This is a genomic window from Demetria terragena DSM 11295, from assembly GCF_000376825.1.
In the GTDB taxonomy this organism is placed as follows: domain Bacteria; phylum Actinomycetota; class Actinomycetes; order Actinomycetales; family Dermatophilaceae; genus Demetria; species Demetria terragena.
Genome location: NZ_AQXW01000004.1, coordinates 88,924 through 108,925, shown reverse-complemented (window position 1 = coordinate 108,925; position 20,002 = coordinate 88,924). Strand labels below are relative to the sequence as shown.

General features: G+C 62.8%; 17 protein-coding genes, 1 tRNA gene and 1 pseudogene. 5 read left to right on the top strand and 14 right to left on the bottom strand.

Going from position 1 to position 20,002, the window contains the following annotated elements:
• Positions 1-67: 67 nt before the first annotated feature.
• A complete protein-coding gene (locus F562_RS0104590; protein WP_018155755.1) occupies positions 68-1,285 on the bottom strand; it encodes a branched-chain amino acid ABC transporter substrate-binding protein in 1,218 nt (405 codons plus the stop codon).
• Between the two features lie 159 nt (positions 1,286-1,444).
• Positions 1,445-1,744: an ANTAR domain-containing response regulator gene (locus tag F562_RS18065; RefSeq protein ID WP_342661914.1), complete on the bottom strand. Its 300-nt coding sequence runs from the start codon at positions 1,742-1,744 to the stop codon at positions 1,445-1,447.
• A gap of 365 nt (positions 1,745-2,109) precedes the next feature.
• On the opposite strand from F562_RS18065, the pseudogene F562_RS21130 reads away from it, so the two are divergent.
• A pseudogene (locus F562_RS21130) lies at positions 2,110-2,361 on the top strand (hypothetical protein); the annotation flags it as partial.
• A 653-nt stretch (positions 2,362-3,014) separates the two neighbouring features.
• Here F562_RS21130 and F562_RS0104575 read toward each other — a convergent pair.
• The gene (locus tag F562_RS0104575) at positions 3,015-3,626 is read right to left on the bottom strand and encodes an ANTAR domain-containing response regulator (RefSeq protein ID WP_018155753.1); all 612 of its coding nucleotides are present in this window, start codon (positions 3,624-3,626) and stop codon (positions 3,015-3,017) included.
• A gap of 89 nt (positions 3,627-3,715) precedes the next feature.
• On the opposite strand from F562_RS0104575, the gene F562_RS0104570 reads away from it, so the two are divergent.
• Together F562_RS0104570 and F562_RS21015 are read left to right on the top strand one after the other, a co-directional pair.
• Complete coding sequence (locus F562_RS0104570) at positions 3,716-4,024, top strand: ArsR/SmtB family transcription factor (RefSeq protein ID WP_018155752.1); 309 nt, start codon at positions 3,716-3,718, stop codon at positions 4,022-4,024.
• 132 nt (positions 4,025-4,156) lie between these two features.
• Positions 4,157-4,363, top strand: coding sequence for a hypothetical protein (locus tag F562_RS21015; protein WP_018155751.1), 207 nt, complete (start codon positions 4,157-4,159; stop codon positions 4,361-4,363).
• 85 nt (positions 4,364-4,448) lie between these two features.
• Here F562_RS21015 and F562_RS0104560 read toward each other — a convergent pair.
• Positions 4,449-4,531: transfer RNA gene (locus F562_RS0104560), tRNA-Leu, on the bottom strand.
• A 188-nt stretch (positions 4,532-4,719) separates the two neighbouring features.
• Between F562_RS0104560 and F562_RS0104555 the strand changes: the two genes are divergently transcribed.
• A complete protein-coding gene (locus F562_RS0104555) occupies positions 4,720-6,186 on the top strand; it encodes an NCS1 family nucleobase:cation symporter-1 (protein WP_018155750.1) in 1,467 nt (488 codons plus the stop codon).
• 23 nt (positions 6,187-6,209) lie between these two features.
• Complete coding sequence (locus F562_RS0104550) at positions 6,210-6,932, top strand: aspartate/glutamate racemase family protein (protein WP_018155749.1); 723 nt, start codon at positions 6,210-6,212, stop codon at positions 6,930-6,932.
• 5 nt (positions 6,933-6,937) lie between these two features.
• On the opposite strand, the gene pyk is transcribed toward F562_RS0104550, so the two are convergent.
• The 10 genes from pyk to F562_RS0104500 form a co-directional block, all read right to left on the bottom strand.
• Complete coding sequence (pyk, locus tag F562_RS0104545; protein ID WP_018155748.1) at positions 6,938-8,392, bottom strand: pyruvate kinase; 1,455 nt, start codon at positions 8,390-8,392, stop codon at positions 6,938-6,940.
• Between the two features lie 100 nt (positions 8,393-8,492).
• Positions 8,493-9,947 (bottom strand): glutamate synthase subunit beta, encoded by a 1,455-nt coding sequence (locus tag F562_RS0104540; RefSeq protein ID WP_018155747.1) that lies wholly within the window; start codon positions 9,945-9,947, stop codon positions 8,493-8,495.
• Entirely contained in the window at positions 9,940-14,478 is a 4,539-nt protein-coding gene (gene gltB / locus F562_RS0104535; protein ID WP_018155746.1) for a glutamate synthase large subunit, read from the bottom strand. The genes F562_RS0104540 and gltB overlap by 8 nt, the downstream gene beginning before the upstream one ends.
• Positions 14,479-14,640: 162 nt before the next feature.
• Positions 14,641-15,513: a prolipoprotein diacylglyceryl transferase gene (gene lgt, locus F562_RS0104530; protein ID WP_018155745.1), complete on the bottom strand. Its 873-nt coding sequence runs from the start codon at positions 15,511-15,513 to the stop codon at positions 14,641-14,643.
• Positions 15,514-15,526: 13 nt separating this feature from the next.
• Positions 15,527-16,267 carry a DsbA family protein gene (locus F562_RS20045; protein ID WP_018155744.1) on the bottom strand — a complete coding sequence of 247 codons (741 nt, stop codon included), beginning with the start codon at positions 16,265-16,267 and terminating at the stop codon, positions 15,527-15,529.
• Between the two features lie 101 nt (positions 16,268-16,368).
• Positions 16,369-16,833: a MauE/DoxX family redox-associated membrane protein gene (locus F562_RS0104520; RefSeq protein WP_018155743.1), complete on the bottom strand. Its 465-nt coding sequence runs from the start codon at positions 16,831-16,833 to the stop codon at positions 16,369-16,371.
• 7 nt (positions 16,834-16,840) lie between these two features.
• Positions 16,841-17,644 carry a tryptophan synthase subunit alpha gene (trpA, locus tag F562_RS0104515; RefSeq protein WP_018155742.1) on the bottom strand — a complete coding sequence of 268 codons (804 nt, stop codon included), beginning with the start codon at positions 17,642-17,644 and terminating at the stop codon, positions 16,841-16,843.
• Positions 17,644-18,876 carry a tryptophan synthase subunit beta gene (gene trpB, locus F562_RS0104510; protein WP_018155741.1) on the bottom strand — a complete coding sequence of 411 codons (1,233 nt, stop codon included), beginning with the start codon at positions 18,874-18,876 and terminating at the stop codon, positions 17,644-17,646. The genes trpA and trpB overlap by 1 nt, the downstream gene beginning before the upstream one ends.
• Entirely contained in the window at positions 18,873-19,667 is a 795-nt protein-coding gene (trpC, locus tag F562_RS0104505; protein ID WP_018155740.1) for an indole-3-glycerol phosphate synthase TrpC, read from the bottom strand. The genes trpB and trpC overlap by 4 nt, the downstream gene beginning before the upstream one ends.
• Before the next feature lie 21 nt (positions 19,668-19,688).
• Positions 19,689-19,964 (bottom strand): HGxxPAAW family protein, encoded by a 276-nt coding sequence (locus tag F562_RS0104500; protein WP_018155739.1) that lies wholly within the window; start codon positions 19,962-19,964, stop codon positions 19,689-19,691.
• Between the last annotated feature and the right edge of the window lie 38 nt (positions 19,965-20,002).

The window sequence follows — 20,002 nt, the reverse complement described above, 5'->3', positions numbered from 1 at the left end:
AAGAAAGGGGCCTTCCCCACAGGGGCGGAGGCTCACGATTCGCGAGCCTCCGCCAAGCCAGGACTACTCAGAGTTCGCCGACGGAAACGATCTTTCCGTCCTTCACGCGGTAGCCGAAGACCGGCAACTCGGCCAGTTCGCCCTTGTCATCCCACTTGTACTTCTTGCTCAAGCCCTGACCTTCGTACTTCGTGACATAGTCCAGCAGTCCCGGTCGAGTGGCCTTGCCCTTATCGATGCCGCTGAGCATGATCGCCGTTGCGTCATAACCCTCGACGGAGTAGGTGCCCGGTTCCTTACCGTCCGAAACGCCCTTATAGGCAGTGCTGAAGTCCTTGATCAACTCTCCGGGAATACACGGGCAGGTGAAGTAGGTGTTCTTTGAGGAGTCGCCAGAGAGCTTGATGTACTGGTCGTCCTTCACCCCGTCTGGGCCGATGAAGGTGCCTTTGAATCCCTTGCCGACCAGTTGCTGGTTCAGCGGGGCAGCGTCGGCGAAATAGCCGGAGTAGAAGACCGCGTCAGCCTTGGACTTCAGGATCTTATCGATCGTGGCGGAGAAGTCCTTCTGCTTCTGAACCACTTTGTCCTCGCCGGCCACCTTGTCCGCGCCCATCGCCTTCTTAGCGGTCTGGAAGAGGCCGGTGCCGTACTCGGAGTCGTCCTGGATCAAGAAGACCTTCTTGACCTTGAGCTTGGTCGCGAGATCGGCCACGCCTGGGCCCTGAACGTTGTCATTACCCAGCCCGCGGAAGAAGGTCTTCCAGCCGTTCTGCGACAGTGCCGGCCCGGTGGCGGCTGGAGTGATGTGCACCAGGCCCGCCTGTTCAAAGATGCTGCCCGTTGCCTTGGACTCACCCGAGAACGGCAGGCCCACGACGCCCACGACGTTCTTTTCCTTGGTGACCTGAGTGACGGGTCCGGTCGACTTGTTGGCGTCGCCTTCGGTGTCGACCTTCTTGAACTTGACCTGACAGTCGGGGTTGGCCTTGTTGTGCTCATTGATCGCGAGTTGAGCGCCGTTGTAGATGTTGATACCGAGTTGTGCGTTGTCGCCCGTCATCGCGCCGATGTAGGCAATCGTGGTGTCGGCGGCGCACTTGGCTTTGCCGTCCCCAGCCGCCTTCAGCGCGTCGCTGGGCACATCGATCGACGTCTGCACAGGTAGCTCGCCAGCTTCGGGCGCCGCGGACGTGGCCCCACCTTCACTGTCCTGATTGGCGCAACTGCTCAATAGCAATGCGAGGGCAGCAAATGCTGCCGACGTACGGATGGAACGAGACATACCCAGCCTCCAGATGAAATTTTGGGACGTGCCCTCTGCCCCCACGGCGGATTCGACACGGCTGACCACCTAGGTCGATTGCTGAACCTAGTCTGCTGCGGGACCTCAGGTGGTGCTTTTTTGAGAACTCGTGTTCACACGGTGATCTGAGAACACTGTTTACGGCGCACCGTCTTCGCCCTCTTCCACCCCACCGATGACCGCCTCAGCGACCTCGCGCATCCCCATCCGCCGGTCCATGGCGTTCTTCTGCAACCAGCGGAATGCCTCCGGCTCATCAATCCCGAGTCTGCTCATCAAGATCCCTTTTGCCCGATCCATGACCTTGCGTGCTTCGAAACGACCTTCCAGGTCAGCGATCTCAGCCTCCAACGACCGCTGCTCCATCCAGCGCGCGCGAGCCACGCTGATCGCCGGGGCGCAGATCGTCCACGGTGAATAACTGGAGAGTGAGTCCACCGTCTTAACTTCGCTCGGACCCATCACTTGGTGAGATATCCCGAAACCTACACGGCGCGACCGACGACCATCTACTCCAGTTTTCGGCTGGGCCCACCAGACGCGATGGGATTACTCTCCTGAGCCCCGCGAATCCCCCAACTTCTCGAGTTCACTACTCCCTGCTCGCGGTACCAGTGTTCGCGCACCGCACGACGCTTGTCAGCAGTGGCATCGGCGGGAACGTAATGAAGCAGTCGCTCGCCATCGACCTCAAGGTGCGCGAGACCTTCGGGCGTTAACGGACGCCCCAGAGGTCGTGGGCAATTCCCGTGATTTTTCGCGCGCGACCCGCACGGCGTCAGTCAAGGTCGCTAATAGACTGAACATTGAAGAAGCACGCAGCCGACGTACTCGCCACCTCAACTGGCCAGGCACCAGAAACCGCCCGTCCAAGCCGATCAACGGACAGCTCGAACACGTTCGACTCCAAACTCGGCTCCAGGAACCTCAGCAATTATATCGCCCACAGCCTGCTAGAGGCCGCCAACCTCAGGCCACAACTCCCACGCCGACAATTGTCGAGATTTAGCAATGACCTGGCGAGCGGGCCTTTCTGCATCCTCTATATACATTGACGTTTTAAGTCGATCTAATTGTGACCACTCCGCTGGAATGAATTTTCAGGATGACGGTCGAGTAATTGTAACTCGTGGTGGCGCCAACGGGGTACCCCGCTTTCACATAATAAGACCATTGATATGCGCCTTTAGAGTTCCCGCCGTATGTGACATACCGTCCACGCTTGGACTGATAGAAGCTACAGTCGGCCGAAGAGCCTGTGAATGTCGCGCTAGTGGATCCGCCATACACATAATCGCCGTTGTGCGCTGAAAAGCGATAGTTCACGCTCACCTTGACCCTCTGCCCGGCGCCTACAATATAACTGGCCACTTTCGTTCCCGACCAACTCTTATCGACCGGATCCGGCACCGCTGCGACTGCGGCTGGCGCGCAGAGCCCAGCACTGACTGGCACAACAAACATGGCGGCGATAATTGAACGGCGATTCATGTCTTCACCTATCCCGTAAATGTCGCCTTGAACTAGGCGAACTTAGTATAGGATTTCGACCTTAGCGCACGCGGACGACAATGGCTATAGCGCGGCGCGACGAGTTCTGAAAATTGCGAAATCCATCCGCCTTGCGGAGGAGTGCTGCGTGCCTAGCACTGCCAGACATAAAAGTCGCGTGTCGCATCGCACCTAGTTCGCACCGCGGAGGGTGGATTCATCCACCCTCCGCGGACTCCCTCCGACTGCCGATGACCGCCTCAGCGACCTCGCGCATCCCCATCCGCCGGTCCATGGCGTTCTTCTGCAACCAGCGGAATGCCTCCGGCTCATCAATCCCGAGCCTGCTCATCAAGACCCCTTTTGCCCGATCCATGACCTTGCGTGCTTCGAAACGGCCTTCCAGGTCGGCGATCTCAGCCTCCAACGACCGCTGCTCCATCCAGCGCGCGCGAGCCAGGCTGATCGCCGGGCGCAGATCATCCATGGTGAATGGCTTCACGACGTACGCCATCACGCCGGCATCTCGCGCTCGATCGATGAGGTTGTCGTCGCTAAAGGCGGTCAGCAGAACGATGGGCGCGACCTTGCCGATCCGCTCGGCCGCGGTGATGCCGTCGAGCCCGGGCATCTTGACGTCCATCAGAATGAGGTCGGGCTCAAGTTCTCGAGCGCGTACGACCGCTGCCTCGCCGTTCGAGGCCTCACCCACCACCGTGTGACCGGATTCGGTCAGCATCTCGACCAAGTCCATGCGAATGAGCGCCTCATCTTCAACCACAAGGATGCGCTGACCCGACGACGCGGGGAGGTCGGCGTTCTCAGTCACGACATCAGCCTAAATGTTCTCAACGCCCACAGCCGTGCACGCCCGCACCGATCCTTGACATAAATACATGCGCAGATCATTATGGATCTGTGGATTCGACCGTTGATCGCTACGGCACGGTGAGCGAACTCTTTGCAGCCCTTGCCTCGCCGGTACGCGCGGCAGCGGTCCACCGGCTCACCGAGCATGGCCGCACGGTCACCGAGTTGGCCGACGAACTCGGAGTCTCCCAACCGCTGATGTCGCAGCACCTACGGGTGCTGCGGTCAGCCCGGGTCGTCGCCGCGACCCGCACGGGTCGCACGACCACCTACACGCTGCTCGACGACCACGTCGCGCACGTTTTTCTGGATGCCTACCGACACACCGAAGAGAGCCACGATGAGCACCATGACTGACCACACCGCTGCCGAGAAGCACGCGCACACCCACGGCCCCGGCTGCGGACACGAGGCGGTTGTCCACGAGTCACACGTCGACTATGTGCACGACGGCCACCTCCACCGCGAGCACGAAGGCCACTACGACGAATGCACGACGTGCCAGTGCGCCGATTGTCAGGACAGCTGCGCAACCTGCGCTTGCGCAGATTGCACGTGCCCGACCTGCAACCATTCCGTATGCTCGTGCGCCAACTGCGGCGGCGAGCCGTGCACCTCGTGCGTCTGCGCCGACTGCACCTGCGCCACCTGCAAGCACGCCGCCTAGTTCTCGCAGCCCTGCTCGACCGGCGATGAGGGACGAACAGCGCAACATCAGTCAGGGCCTCAACCCACGAACCGTGAGTTGAGGCCCTGACTATTGCCGAGAGAATTTAGTCGGTGCCGAGGGCGGGATTTGAACCCGCACGCCCTTTCGAGCAAAGCATTTTGAGTGCTCCGTGTCTACCATTCCACCACCCCGGCGGGTGCCGACACAGGATAGATGACAACCGCACCAGAGAGCACATCCGCCTCCCCGGCAGGACGAGATCACCAGGCAAAACGTCGGTTGACACGGTTCTTGACCACCACTACTTTTCCGACGGGCGAGATCTCGATTCGAGATGACGGAAGTGACCCGCCGCACCCGACCTCGACGCGAAAGCTCTGCGATGACTGCGCCGCCCACAACCGAACAGGTCAGCCCCCGCCTTTACAACGCCGACCTCGCGCCGACACAACGCGCCGGGAGGACGTGGGGGACGTACAACATCTTTACGTTGTGGGCCAACGACGTCCACAGCCTCGGCAACTACACCTTCGCCATCGGCCTGTTCGCCCTTGGCCTCGGTGGTTGGCAAATCCTGCTCGCCCTCGGCCTCGGTGGAGTCTTCCTCTTCCTGCTTCTGAATCTGTCGGGCTTCATGGGAGAGAAGACCGGTGTCCCTTTCCCCGTGATGAGCCGAATCGCGTTCGGCACCAAGGGCGCTCAGATCCCGGCGCTGGTACGCGGCACGGTAGCCATCGTCTGGTTCGGCATCCAGACCTATCTCGCTTCCGTGGTGCTGAACATCCTCATCATTGCGATGATCCCTTCGGCAGCGTCGCTCAGCGAAAACAGTTTTCTTGGACTTTCGACGCTGGGGTGGATCTCGTTCGTCGTGTTGTGGGCGCTCCAGTTGGTCGTGGTGAGCTACGGGATGGAGATGATCCGTCGCTACGAAGCCGTCGCTGGCCCTGTCATCCTCATCACCATGGCAAGCCTCGCGGTATGGATGTTTGTCCGCGCTGGCGGTTCACTGTCCTTCAGCACTCCAGACACCAAGACCGGCCTCGACATGTGGTTGGCCATCCTGGGAGCCGCTGGCCTCTGGGTCGTGATCTATGGAACGTTCGTGCTCAACTTCTGCGACTTCACCCGTAATGCCTCCTCCAAGAGTGCGATCGTCCGCGGGAACTTCGTCGGAATTCCGCTCAACACGTTGGTGTTCGGCGGCATCGTCGTGCTGCTCACCGGATCGCAATACTCCATCGACGGCCGCATCATCGAGAAGCCCGAGCAGATCATCCAGCAGCTTCCGGTCACGCTGCTCCTGGTGCTGGCCGGACTGGCCCTGATCGTGCTGACGGTCGCGGTGAACCTGCTGGCCAACTTCGTGGCGCCGATCTACACCCTCAACAATCTCTTTCCGCAGCATCTGAACTTCCGACGGGCCGGACTCATCTCCGGCACCATCGGCCTGCTGATTCTGCCGTGGAACCTCTATAACTCCCCCGAGGTCGTCGCCTACTTCCTCGGCGGACTGGGCGCGGTTTTAGGGCCGCTGTTCGGAATCATCATGGTCGACTACTGGCTGATCCGGCGGACCCAGATCAATGTGCCCGACCTGTATATCGACACAGACGAGGGCGAGTATGCCTACCTGCAAGGCATCAACCCTCGAGCTGTTGTGGCACTGCTGCCCAGCGCTGGGCTTGCGCTCCTGGTCGCATTCCTGCCCGTCTTTGAGGCAGCCTCGGACTTCTCTTGGTTCATCGGAGCAGCGATGGGCGGTCTGATTTACTGGAGCGTCGCTGACCGGGACGGACCATACCGGGACATCGATGGTGAATCGATCGCCGTCCCGAGCACGCATTGACCGCAACGTCATCGGAGACCCGAATGCGCATCCTCGTCGTCAACGTCAACACCACGGAGAGCATGACCGAGGCCATCGCGAACTCGGCGCGCTCCATCGCCGCGTCCGGGACCGAAATCGTCGGTCTCACCCCTCGATTCGGCGCCGAGTCATGCGAAGGCAACCTCGAGTCCTATCTGGCCGCCGTTGGCGTTATGGATGTGGTGACCCGCTATGCAGAGCCCTATGACGCGGTCATCCAGGCCGGCTATGGCGAGCACGGCCGCGAAGGACTCCAAGAGATTCTTGAGGTACCGGTCGTCGACATCACTGAGGCCGCGGCATCGACGGCGCTCTATCTCGGGTACCGGTTCTCGGTCGTCACCACACTCGACCGCACCGTGCCGCTCATCGAAGACCGGCTGAAGCTCGCCGGACTCGACTCACGATGCGCTTCCGTGCGCGCCTCTGGCCTCGGCGTGCTTGAACTGGAGGCCGAGCCCGATCGCGCGGTGCACGCCATCGTGGAACAGTCCCAGCGGGCCGTCGAGGATGACTACGCCGAAGTCATCTGTCTCGGATGCGGCGGCATGGCCGGCCTGGAGGCTGCGGTCTCTGCGGCGACGAGCGTCCCCGTTGTTGATGGAGTTCGCGCAGCCGTCGTGATCGCCGAAGGCCTAGTGCGCCAAGGACTTTCGACGTCAAAGATCCGGACGTATGCCCGGCCGCGAGCTAAGCGCCTCACTGGCTGGCCGCTGCCGGACTGACCTTCTCAGTCCTGGTTGAGGTCCGCGTACGCCGGCGCGACCTTGTTCTTGGCATCGCCCATCTTGTGCACCCGCAGCGCGTTGGTCGATCCGGGGATCCCGGGGGGCGAGCCGGCCACGATGATGATGCGATCGCCTTCCTTGAACCGACCGCACTCCAGCAACAACTCGTCGACCTGGACGGCCATCTGGTCGGTGTGCCGGACCTCGGGTACCAAAAAGGTCTCGATCCCCCATACCAAAGCGAGCTGACTGCGCACCTCAGGAATCGGCGTGAAGGCCAGCATCCGACGGCTATTGCGCAACCGCGACATCCGACGTGCGGAGTCTCCTGTCTGAGTGAAGACCACCAGACCGGGCAGGTCGAGGACGTCACCAATCTCAGCCGCCGCCGCGGTCACCGCACCACCACTGGTCTTGGGCGTGTGGTTAAACTCCGCGATCCGGCTGATGCCGTGCTCTTCGGTGCTTTCGATGATCCGGGCCATGGTGCGCACCGCGTCGATGGGATATGCACCCACACTGCTTTCACCGGACAGCATGATGGCGTCCGCCCCGTCAAGAACAGCATTTGCGCAGTCGGAAGCCTCGGCGCGCGTCGGGCGGGGGTTCTCAATCATCGATTCCAGCACCTGGGTGGCCACGATGACGGGCTTGGCGTTGCTCCGGGCGACTTCCACGGCTCGCTTCTGCACCAGGGGGACCTCTTCGAGCGGCAGCTCGACCCCAAGGTCGCCACGCGCCACCATGATGGCGTCGAAAGCGTCGACGATGTTCTCAAGGTTCTCGACCGCCTGCGGCTTCTCGATCTTGGCGACTACCGGGCGCCGAATGCCGACCTCGTCCATGATCTCGTGCACGCGCTCGATGTCCTCACCGGAGCGCACGAAGGAGAGCGCAATAATGTCCGCGCCCAGGCGCAAACCCCAACGCAGATCTTCTTCGTCCTTCTCCGACAGCGCCGGAACGCTCACGGCGACACCAGGCAAGTTGATCCCCTTGTTATTGGAGACCATGCCGCCGACGGTGACCGTGGCGACGACGTCGGTATCGGTGACCTGGATGGCCGACAGCATGACTTTGCCGTCATCGATCAGCAGGGCGTCACCCGGGCGTACGTCACCGGGCAGGCCCTTGTATGTCGTCGACACCCGATCGGCGTCGCCTTGAATGTCATCGGTGGTGATGGTGAACGTGTCGCCCACTGCCAACATGACCGGGCCATCAGCGAATCGGCCCGTACGGATCTTGGGTCCTTGCAGGTCCACCAGGATCCCAACGGCGCGGCCGGATTCATCGCTCGCGCGACGCACATGCTCGTAGACCACCTCGTGGTCCGAGTAGGCGCCGTGCGAGAGGTTAAGTCGGGCTACATCCATCCCCGCATCGACGAGCGCGCGGACGCGTTCGTAGGTGCTCGTAGCAGGACCGAGGGTGGCAACAATCTTGGCTCGACGCATACCTCAAGGGTAGTGATGCCCACGAGGTTCCCGCACCTAGTCCGCACTACGGGCACCGCCGCTGGGCACGAATTGAATCGTGCCCATCGGCGGCACAAAGTCACGCAGTCAGGGGCCGATCAGTCGGCTTGACCGGTGCCGGCAATGCCGACGATCCCGACAAGAAAGCGTCGACGTTCATTGCGGCAGAACGACCTTCGGCGATTGCCCAGACGATCAATGACTGACCGCGCCCAGCGTCGCCGGCAGCGAAGATACCGGGGACGTTGGTCATGTATGACCCGTCGCGCGCAATGTTGGATCGCTCATCGGTCTCTAGCCCAAGTTCCTGAGCCAGGCCCTGTTCCGGTCCCAAGAACCCCATCGCCAACAGCACCAGTTGTGCTGGCACTTCGCGCTCGGTGCCCTCAATCTCCTGGAAACCCGAGTCGGTGCGTTCCACCTCGACGAGCTTCAACGCGCGGACGCGGCCATCATCTCCGGCAAGGACTTCCTGAGTACTGGTCGCGTAAACCCGATCGCCGCCTTCTTCGTGCGCGCTCGCGACCCGGAACAGCATGGGGTAGGTCGGCCAGGGTTGACCAGAGGGACGATCCTCACCTGGCTGCGGCATGATCTCCAGCGAAGTCACGGACCGCGCACCTTGACGGTGGGAGGTTCCGATGCAGTCGGCTCCGGTGTCGCCGCCGCCGATGATGACGACGTCCTTGTCGGTCGCGACGATCTGGTTTTCGACGGTCTCGCCCAGCGCCACCCGATTGGCGTCCGGCAGGAAGTCCATGGCCTGCACCACACCCTCCAGGTCACCACCGGGAACGGGCAGTCCGCGCGGCACGGTGGCGCCGGTGGTGAGGACTACGGCGTCATACCGCTGGCGCAACTGATGGAGCGTAATGTCGCGGCCAATCTCCTGATTGCACCTGAATCGAGTTCCCTCGGCCCGCATCTGCTCCAGGCGTCGGTCCAGAACAGCCTTCTCCATCTTGAACTCGGGTATGCCATAGCGCAGGAGACCTCCCGGCTTATCGGCACGCTCATACACCGCCACGGTGTGCCCGGCACGAGTGAGTTGCTGTGCCGCCGCCAGACCTGCGGGTCCCGAACCGACCACGGCGACGGTCTTTCCGGAGAGACGTATGGGAATCTCCGGCGTGACATTGCCATCTTCGAAGGCCTGCTCGATCGTGGTGACCTCGACCTGCTTGATCGTCACCGCCGGCTGACTAATGCCCAACACGCACGCGGTCTCGCACGGTGCGGGGCAGAGCCGTCCAGTGAATTCCGGGAAGTTGTTCGTGGCGTGCAATCTCTCGATCGCATCACTCCACTCCCCTGTGCGTGCGAGGTTGTTCCACTCGGGGATCAGGTTACCCAGCGGACAACCCTGATGGCAGAACGGAATTCCGCAGTCCATGCAGCGGCCAGCCTGCCGCTGCAACGTGCCGAGTTGCTGCTCCTCGTAGACCTCTTTCCAGTCCCTGATGCGGACCGGAACGGGCCGACGCTGCGGCAGCTCACGTTCACGGGTGGTCAAAAATCCACGGGGATCAGCCACGGTGTGCCTCCATGATTCGCTCCCAGACGCGGTCGCCGTCGGGGTCCAAGCCCTCCGCGGTCGCCGCCTCACGAATGTCGAGTACGCGTTGGAAGTCGCGCGGAAGGACTAGCGAGAATCGCTCGACCGCTGCCGGCCAGTCCTCCAAGAGTCGCGCGGCCACCTGGGAATCGGTCCAGTCCCGATGCCCTTCCAGCAGTTCCTTCACCCGAGTGATGTCATCCGGCCGCAGACCATGGACATCGACGAGTTCGGGGTTGACCAGCGCAGGGTCGAGGTCCAAGACGTACGCGACGCCACCGGACATACCGGCCGCGAAGTTGCGGCCCGTCGGCCCAAGGACCAGTACCGTGCCTCCGGTCATGTACTCACAACCGTGGTCGCCGACGCCTTCGACTACCGCGGACGCACCTGAGTTCCGGACGCAGAAACGTTCACCGACCAGACCGCGAAGGAAGATCTCTCCACTGGTCGCGCCGTAGCCAATCACGTTGCCAGCAATCGCATTCTGCTCGGCAACGAGCGCGGCCTCACGCATCGGTCGGACGACGACCCGGCCGCCTGACAACCCCTTGCCGACGTAGTCGTTGGCTTCTCCGTACAGCCGCAACGTGATGCCGCGTGGCACAAAGGCACCGAAGGATTGTCCGGCCGCGCCGTTCAGCGACACATCGATCGTGCCGTCGGCGAGGCCTTCTGGGTAACGCTTAGTCACCTCGTGGCCAAGCATGGTGCCGACGGTGCGATTGACGTTGCTGACCGGAACTTCAAGGCGAACTGGCGCTGCGTCTTCCAACGCGTCCGAGCTGAGCGCGATGAGTTGCTGGTCCAGCGCCTTCTGCAGTCCGTGATCCTGCTCAGTTGAGTGGAACAGATCCCCACCGAAGGGCATCGCCACTCGCTCCAGGATGGGACCCAAATCCATTCCCGCGGCCTTCCAATGTTCTTGGGCACGCGCCGTGTCGAGCGCGGCCACCTGGCCCACCGCTTCCTCGATCGTGCGGAAACCCAACTCGGCCAAGAGTTCTCGCACTTCCTCCGCGATGTAATGGAAGAAGGTCTCCACAAATTCAGCCTTGCCGGAGTAGCGCTTTCGCAGTTCGGGGTTCTGCGTCGCAATGCCGACGGGGCAGGTGTCCAGGTGGCATACCCGCATCATCACGCAGCCGCTGACGACCAATGGAGCGGTGGCAAAGCCGAACTCCTCGGCACCAAGCAACGCCGCGATCACGACATCCCGGCCGGTCTTCAACTGCCCATCCGCCTGCACCACGATGCGGTCCCGAAGACCGTTCAACAACAAGGTCTGCTGAGTCTCGGCCAACCCGAGCTCCCACGGACCACCAGCGTGCTTAAGGGAGGTCAGCGGCGAGGCGCCGGTGCCACCGTCGTGCCCACTGATGAGCACGACGTCCGCATGCGCCTTACTGACGCCAGCAGCGACCGTGCCAACCCCGCTCTCGGCCACCAGCTTGACGTGAATGCGGGCTGCCGGATTGGCGTTCTTGAGGTCGTGGATCAGCTGCGCGAGATCCTCGATGGAGTAGATGTCGTGGTGGGGTGGCGGCGAGATCAGCCCGACGCCTGGGGTGCTGTGGCGGGTACGAGCGACCCACGGATATACCTTCGGCCCCGGAAGTTGGCCGCCCTCGCCAGGCTTGGCGCCCTGTGCCATCTTGATCTGAATATCGTCAGATTCGGTGAGGTAGTGGGACGTGACGCCGAACCGCCCGCTGGCTACCTGCTTGATCGCCGACCGTCGCTCGGGGTCGACCAGCCGCTCGGGGTCTTCGCCACCTTCACCCGTATTCGACCGTCCACCAAGGCGATTCATCGCGATGGCAAGAGTTTGGTGGGCTTCCATACTGATCGAGCCGTACGACATCGCGCCAGTATTGAACCTCTTCACAATCTCTGAGGTGGGTTCGACGTCGTCGATCGGAATGCTCGGTCGATCGCTCGTCAACCGGAAGAGACCCCGCAAGGTCATCAGTCGCTCCGACTGATCATCGACCGCCTGGGTGTATTGCTTGAAGATGTCGTAGCGACGCTCACGGGTGGCGTGCTGCAGGCGGAATACTGTCTCCGGGTTGAACAGGTGCGGTTCGCCCTCGCGACGCCATTGGTATTCGCCACCGACGTCGAGCGTGCGGTGCGGATTCTCAACGCCACTGGCGGGGTACGCGACGACGTGCCGTGCCGCAACCTCCTCAGCAATGGTCTCCAGGCCGACACCGCCGAGGCGCGACACCGTGCCGACGAAGTACTGATCGACCAATTCCTGTGACAGCCCGATGGCCTCGAAAACCTGCGCCCCTCGATAGGAGGCCACGGTCGAGATCCCCATCTTGGACATCACCTTCAGCACACCCTTGCCGAGCGCCTTGATGAGGTTCTTGACGGCGTCTTCCGGTGAGATGTCGGCTATCTGACCAGTGCGGACTAGTTCCTCAACCGACTCCATTGCCAGGTAGGGATTGATCGCCGCGGCGCCATAGCCGATCAGCAACGCTGCATGGTGTACCTCGCGGACGTCGCCAGCTTCAACGATGAGTCCGACCTGGGTACGAGTCTTGGTCCGGATGAGGTGGTGGTGCACGGCGGCGGTCAACAGCAGCGACGGAATAGGCGCAAAGTCAGCGTTGCTGTCGCGGTCGGACAACACCACGAAGCGGTGCCCGTCCTCAATCGCCTGGTCCACCTCCGCAAAGATGCCGCGCAGTCGGGCGCGTAGTGCGCTCACTCCGCCGTCGACGCGATAGGTGCCGCGAATGACGTACGCCGCGTAGCCGGGCAGGTCGCCGTCCCGATTGATGTGAACCAGTTTGGACAGCACGTCGTTATCGATGACCGGGAAGTCCAGAGACACCTGCCGCGCATGCCCCGGCGAGGCCTCGAGCAGGTTTCCTTCGACGCCAATCATCGTGCCAAGAGAGGTGACCAACTCTTCACGGATGGCGTCCAGCGGCGGGTTGGTGACCTGCGCGAAGTGCTGGATGAAGTAGTCGAACAACATGCGAGGCCGGTTCGACAGCACCGCAATTGGCGTGTCAGTACCCATCGAGCCAAGTGCCTCTGCGCCCTTGCTCGCCATGGGCTCCAACAGGATGCGCAACTCTTCGTGGGTGTATCCGAAAGTCTGCTGGCGACGCACGATCGACGCTGGCGAGTGCCAAATGTGTTCGCGCTCAGGAAGATCCGACATTTGGACGATGCCTGCATGCAGCCACTCCTTGTAGGGGTGCTCGGCCGCGAGCTGGGACTTGACCTCGTCGTCCCCGACGATTCGCCCTTCGCCGGTGTCGACGAGGAACATCTTGCCGGGCTGCAGGCGGCCCTTGCGCACCACGGTGGCCGGATCCAGTTCGAGGACACCAGCTTCCGATGCGAGGACGACCAATCCATCGCTGGTGATGGCATAACGCCCGGGTCGCAGGCCATTGCGGTCGAGTACCGCTCCCACCAGGGTGCCATCGGTGAAGGTCACACAGGCTGGCCCATCCCACGGCTCCATGAACGCCGAGTGGTACTCGTAGAAAGCCCGACGATCTTCGTCCATGGTGGCGTGGTTCTCCCACGCCTCCGGGATCATCATCAGAACGGCGTGCGGGAGACTGCGACCACCGAGGTGGATCAGTTCGAGCACCTCATCGAAGGTTGCCGAGTCCGAAGCTCCTGGGGTACAGATCGGGAAGAGCCGTTCAAGATCGCCGGGCAGCACATCACTGCGCAGCATGGCCTCGCGCGCATTCATCCAATTGCGGTTTCCCTCAACGGTATTGATCTCGCCGTTGTGGGCAATGAATCGGAACGGGTGGGCAAGCGGCCAACTCGGGAAGGTGTTCGTGGAGAAGCGAGAGTGGACGAGCGCGAGCTCGGTCTCGAACCGCTGATCGGACAGGTCGGGAAAGAACGGCTCCAACTGGCCGGTCGTGAGCATGCCTTTATAGACCAGCGTGCGTGCAGACAGTGAGGCGAAGTAGACCTCTAGTTCGTGCTCGGCTCGCTTGCGCAAACAGAACGCGAGGCGGTCGAGCTCCAGACCCGCAACGCCCCCCTCCTGCGCGGCGAAGAACACCTGGCGGAAGACCGGCATCGTGTCTCGGGCAGCCGCACCCACGAGCGAGTCATCGACCGGCACATCCCGCCAACCCAGGACACGCAAGCCCTCCTGCGAGGCGGCGATGTCCAACTGCTCGCCGATGTGCCACTGGCGCTCGCTGCTCGTCGGCAGGAACACCAACCCCACGGCGTACTCGCCTGCGGGCGGGAGCTCAAAGTCGACGACCTCGCGAAAGAAACGATCTGGAACCTGGGTCAGGATGCCAGCGCCGTCACCGACCGCCGGGTCGTGTCCGGTCGCGCCCCGGTGATCGAGGTTACGCAGCGCGGTCAGCGCATGGTCGACGATGTCGTGTCCAGCGCTGCCGCGCATGGTGGCCACCATGGCGACACCACACGCGTCGTGTTCGGCCGACGGGTCATAGAGACCCTGAGCGGCCGGGCTGGCAGAGAAGTGGGCAAGACCCATGTGCATGTCCTGTCTCGAGTGGCGGTGCCGTCATCGAGTACTGGCAGAGTGACGACTGCCGCCAAAGGGGCAGATCACCAGCAGGACGTCATTGGCTTGCGTGGTTGGGCCTTGAGTCTAGCGGGCACGTCACAGCGTCCACAACACGGACGCGCATCTTGACTAGTGAGACGCGCGCGGTTCGTCCTCAGTCTCGGGAGTCGTCACGAGATCCGGCGACGCAGGCTGGGTACGCCGACACCACAGGAACGCCGCGAGCCCACCGAGGAAGACCACGATCGACACCCAGACGTTGACTCGTTGTCCCAAGATCTCGTTCGCCGGGTCGGTACGCATCAGCTCAATGGCAAGGCGGCCGACTGGGTAGAGCAGCACATACAGGAAGAACGACTGCCCTTGCCGCAAACTCCATCGTCGTCCGGCCAGGAACACCACTGCGGCGACGATCAGGAGCCAGACCATCTCGAAGAGGAAGGTGGGTTGGAAGGTGCCCAGCACCACCGGGTCACCAGCGGTATCGCGTACCGCCTTGCCCGAATCCATCTCGTGAATGGTCAACGCCCATGGGGCATCACTCGGCTCGCCGTACAACTCATTGTTGAACCAGTTGCCGACTCGCCCCATCGCTTGGGCGACAGCAACGCCGGGGGCTGCGGCATCGGCGTACACCAAGAAGCGCACGTTGTAGCGGCGACAGCCAATCCAGGCGCCGACAGCGCCGAGCGCGATCGCACCCCAGATTCCCAGCCCGCCTTCCCAGATCTTGAAGGCGTCGAGGGGCTTGCCGTTCTCGCCGAAGTATGGCTGTGGCGTGGTGATGACGTGGTACAGCCGCCCGCCCAGGATGCCGAACGGCACTGACCAATACGCCACTGCCAAGGCGTCATCGGCGTCTCCGCCACGAGCAGCCAGACGCTTGCCGGTGCTCCAGATGGCGAACGCGATCCCCGCGAGAATGCACAGGGCATACCCACGCAACGGAATGGGTCCGAGCCACAGAACGGAGGACGTTGGGCTAGGGATGCTGGCGATCATCGCCGGGTCCTTGTCACGAAGCCTGCTTCAGGATCTGGGAGAAACTGTTGGGCTTCTCGATCAACGTTCTCATCTGCGCCTCGTCGAGGCTCTCACCGTCAACCTTAATCTGCGGGGAGCCGTTGACCCCGGCCTCTTCTGCCGCCTTCTGCGTGTCCTCGACGTAACCGCCGTAACTGCCCTTGTCCACACACTGGGTGAAGGTGGTCAACTTCTTGCCCTTGATGCCGGCGGACTGCGCGGCGGCCTTCAACGTCTTGTCCGAGTAGCCGTTGCCTTCTTTCTCAGGCTGAGCCGCAAACACGGCCGCGTGGTACTCAGGAAAGGCACCCGCGTCAGCGGCGCACGACGCCGCATTGGCTGCCCGCGCGGAGGAATCGTTGCCAAGATTCCCGTCGAGGAAGGACATGGTGTGCACGACCAACTTGATGTCTCCTGCCTTCGCCATCTCCGTCATCGACTTGCCGTTGGCCTGTTCGAGTTGCCCGCAGATGGGGCACTGGAAATCCTCGTAGAGATCGACCACCGGCGCACCTGCCTTGGCCTTGCCGGGATACATCACGACGCCCTTGCCACCGGCGACGCCGCCCTGTGGCGCGGCGGCGGCTGGCCCGGCAAACGGGTCTGTCCGCAGCCAGGCGATTCCACCCACGATGATCAGCACCACCGCAATCACCGCGCCAATGAGAACTTTGGATGGTCCCTGCGGAGGCTTCGTCGCTGACAACTTCGCAGAGGCGTCGGGACGCGGCATGCTGGTAGATCTCCTTCGCAGTTTCGGGTGCGGCACGCCGACAGGCGGACCGCGCTTCCAGGGTACGGATGAGCCCTGGACCGATGCTGAATGGCTGGGGTTTAGTCGCCCCACAGCCGGTGGTCGAGGCTGAATCGGGTCCGGGGGCGCACCACGAGCCAGATGGCGCCGATCACGAGGGCACCGTCGCGCAGGATCTCTTGGAGGTAGCGCGTGTCTTGGCTGTCGACCTGCCCACCGCCGCCGAAGCAGCCACAGTCGATCGTCAGTCCTCGCGCCCACGCCGAGGCGATCGCGCCGATAAACGCGAGCAGCAGCAGTGCCGAACCAATGGCCGCGGCTCGGGTGAGGAGTCCAATGATGAGCATCAGGCCGAGCGCCACTTCGACGAATGGGAGCAGTGAGCCAAGGAAGTTGGCCAGATCAACCGGCATGAGGTCGTACGCCCGTGTTGCCTGCCGCGACTCACCGAGATTGTCGACCTTGATCCCGCCCGCGACAACAAGTACGGCGCCGACCACGAGGCGCAAAACCAGGCCGACAACGTCCTTGACGGTTGAACTCATCCGGAGGTCACCGGCGACTCTCGTGAGCCCCAGCCACTAGCTCGCTCGCGACATGCCGCAAGGCCCTCAGGCCATCCGCGGGGGTGTCAGCGTCCACGAGGCAGCGCACGAGCGCTGATCCGATGATGACGCCGTCGGCATAGCGACCGATCTGGGCCACCTGGTCGCGGGTGGAGACGCCGAGGCCTACACACACCGGGAGATCGGAGACCTCGCGTACTCGGCTCACCAGCAACTCGGCGGCATCATCAACGGCCGTTCGAGCACCGGTGACACCCATGAGTGACGCCGCGTAGACAAAGCCACTGGACGCGGCTGTGGTGGAGGCGAGTCGTTCAGCCGTGGACGACGGCGCGACGAGGAAAACTCGGTCAAGCCCGTGTTCCTCGCTGGCGGACATCCAGGGCGCCGCCTCATCGGGAACAAGGTCGGGAGTGATCATCCCGCTACCCCCGGCTGCTGCCAGATCGTGCGCGAATTCGTCTACCCCATAACGCAACACTGGGTTCCAGTAGGTCATGACAACGGCTGCTGCCCCGGCCTCATCGATGGCCTTGACCGCCCGGAATACGTCACGAACGCGTACGCCACTCTCGAGCGCCCGCGTGGCAGCCGTCTGGATCACGGGCCCATCCATGAGTGGGTCGGTGTACGGCAATCCGACCTCGACAATGTCGACCCCGGACTCGACCAGGGCGCGCATGGCCTCGATCGACCCCTCGACGTCGGGAAAGCCCACCGGGAGGTATCCGACGACCGCTGGCCGGTTTTGCGCACGGCACGCGTCCAATTGAGTGGCCAGGCTGCTCATCAGACCTCTCCTTCATCAAGCAGTCCGAACCACCGGGCGGCGGAATCCACGTCTTTGTCGCCTCGCCCGGACAGACTGACCAGCACGAAGCCCTCCGGCCCCAGGTCTCGACCGACCTTCATGGCGCCTGCCAGCGCGTGGGCAGATTCGATCGCCGGGAGGATGCCCTCGGTGCGCGCCAGCAATCGGAACGCCTCCATCGCCTCGTCGTCGGTGATCGAGTCGTACTCTGCGCGACCGCTATCTCGGAGGAATGAGTGTTCGGGTCCGACACTCGGATAGTCCAATCCCGCTGACACTGAATGGGATTCGACGGTCTGTCCGTCTTCGTCCTGAAGAACGTAGGTGAAGGCTCCGTGCAGCACGCCTGGGATCGCCTGACCGCTGAACCTGGCGGCGTGACGACCCGACTCCAGGCCTTCGCCAGCCGCCTCCAGACCAATGAGCCTGACTCCGGAGTCGTCAATGAACCGGTGAAAGATGCCCATGGCGTTAGACCCACCGCCCACGCAGGCACAGATCGCATCGGGCAGGCGTCCGTAGGCATCGAGCACCTGCTGGCGCGCCTCCACGCCGATGATGCGATGGAAGTCCCGCACCATTTCGGGGAATGGGTAGGGGCCGGTCACGGTGCCTAGGACGTAATGACTGTGCTCAACGTTGGCGACCCAGTCACGAAAGGCCTCGTTGACTGCGTCTTTGAGGGTGCGGCTGCCATGATCGACGGGCACGACCTGAGCCCCGAGCAATCTCATCCGCGCGACGTTGAGGGCTTGGCGCTCGGTATCGACTCGGCCCATGTAGATCACGCAGTCCAGGCCGAGCAGCGCGGCAGCCGTTGCGGTCGCGACACCATGCTGGCCCGCACCCGTTTCGGCGATCACGCGGGTTTTGCCCATTCGCTTGGTGAGCAGCGCCTGACCCAGCACGTTGTTGATCTTGTGCGAGCCCGTGTGATTGAGGTCTTCTCGCTTCAGGACCACACGGGCACCACCGCAGTGCTCGGCGAACCGAGGCACCTCGGTGATGATGCTCGGCCGCCCGGTATAACTGCGATGCAGTTCGGCGAGCTCGCCGATAAAACCTGGATCGTGGTTGGCCTTGAGCCGCTGCTCGTCGAGTTCTTCAAGTGCGGCGACCAACGCCTCTGGCACGTAGCGGCCACCAAACTCTCCGAACCGACCAAGACCGGTCTGGACGTTGGCATCTGTTGGCACGGTGGTATCAGTCATGAACGGGCTCCGGTCTGACGCATCTGTTCCACGGCGCTGGCTGGGTCGCCCCCGGTCACCAGGGCCTCACCGACGAGCACGGCATGGGCTCCGACAGCGGCATACTCGGCTGCATCGGCAGGTCCGCGGACCCCGGACTCAGCAACCTTGATGCGATCTGCCGGAATGAGTTCGGCAAGTCGGCTGAAAACCGAACGGTCAACCTCGAGGGTCTTGAGATTGCGGGCGTTAACACCAATGACCTCGGCACCAAGTTCGACCGCTCGGGCGGTCTCCGCTTCATCGTGCACCTCGATCAACGGTGTCATTCCGTGATCGAGCACCTGGGCGTAAAGATCGGCGAGCAACGGCTGCTCCAAGGCGGCCACGATCAGCAAAATGACGTCGGCGCCGTGGGCGCGAGCCTCGTCGATTTGGTAGGACTCGACGACGAAATCCTTTCGGAGTAAAGGAGTTTCGACCGCCGCACGAACGGCCTGCAGGTCAGCCAGACTGCCGCCAAAGCGACGTTGCTCGGTCAAAACGGAGATAATGCTCGCGCCCCCGCGCGCGTAGGCGCTGGCGAGGGCAGCGGGGTCGGGGATGGCCGAGAGGTCGCCCTTGCTCGGGCTACGGCGCTTCACCTCGGCGATGACTTTGAGCGGGCCATCGGCACGTAAGGCGCTGATGGCATCGCGTGCCGGGGGTTGATCCCTCAACCGCCCCCGAAGGTCAGCAAGGGACGTCGCGGATTGGCGGTCCCGCAAGTCGGCGCGCACGCCAACGATGATCTCGTCAAGAACGGTAGACACGTCGGCAGGTCACCAGCGCGTTCAGTGGTGCGATGCGGGCGACGAGCCGGATGCCCGGAGGTCGGCCATTTCGCGCCGCTTGGCTGCCACGCCGAAGCCAAGTTTGGCCATGACAATCGCGCCGACCAGGCCCAGGACGCCCACCACGACGCCCACCACGGTGATGAGGTCGTTGTTGATGTAGACCCCGACTGCGATCAGACCAGAGGCCAGGATCAGCGCCAGCACACCACTCCACGCCGCCGTGCTTGCGCCGTGGTCATCAGTGCTTCCGTGGTATGGGTCTACCTCGGCCATGGGTCGATCTCCTTTGCTCCGGGTGCTCCGTCCCATTC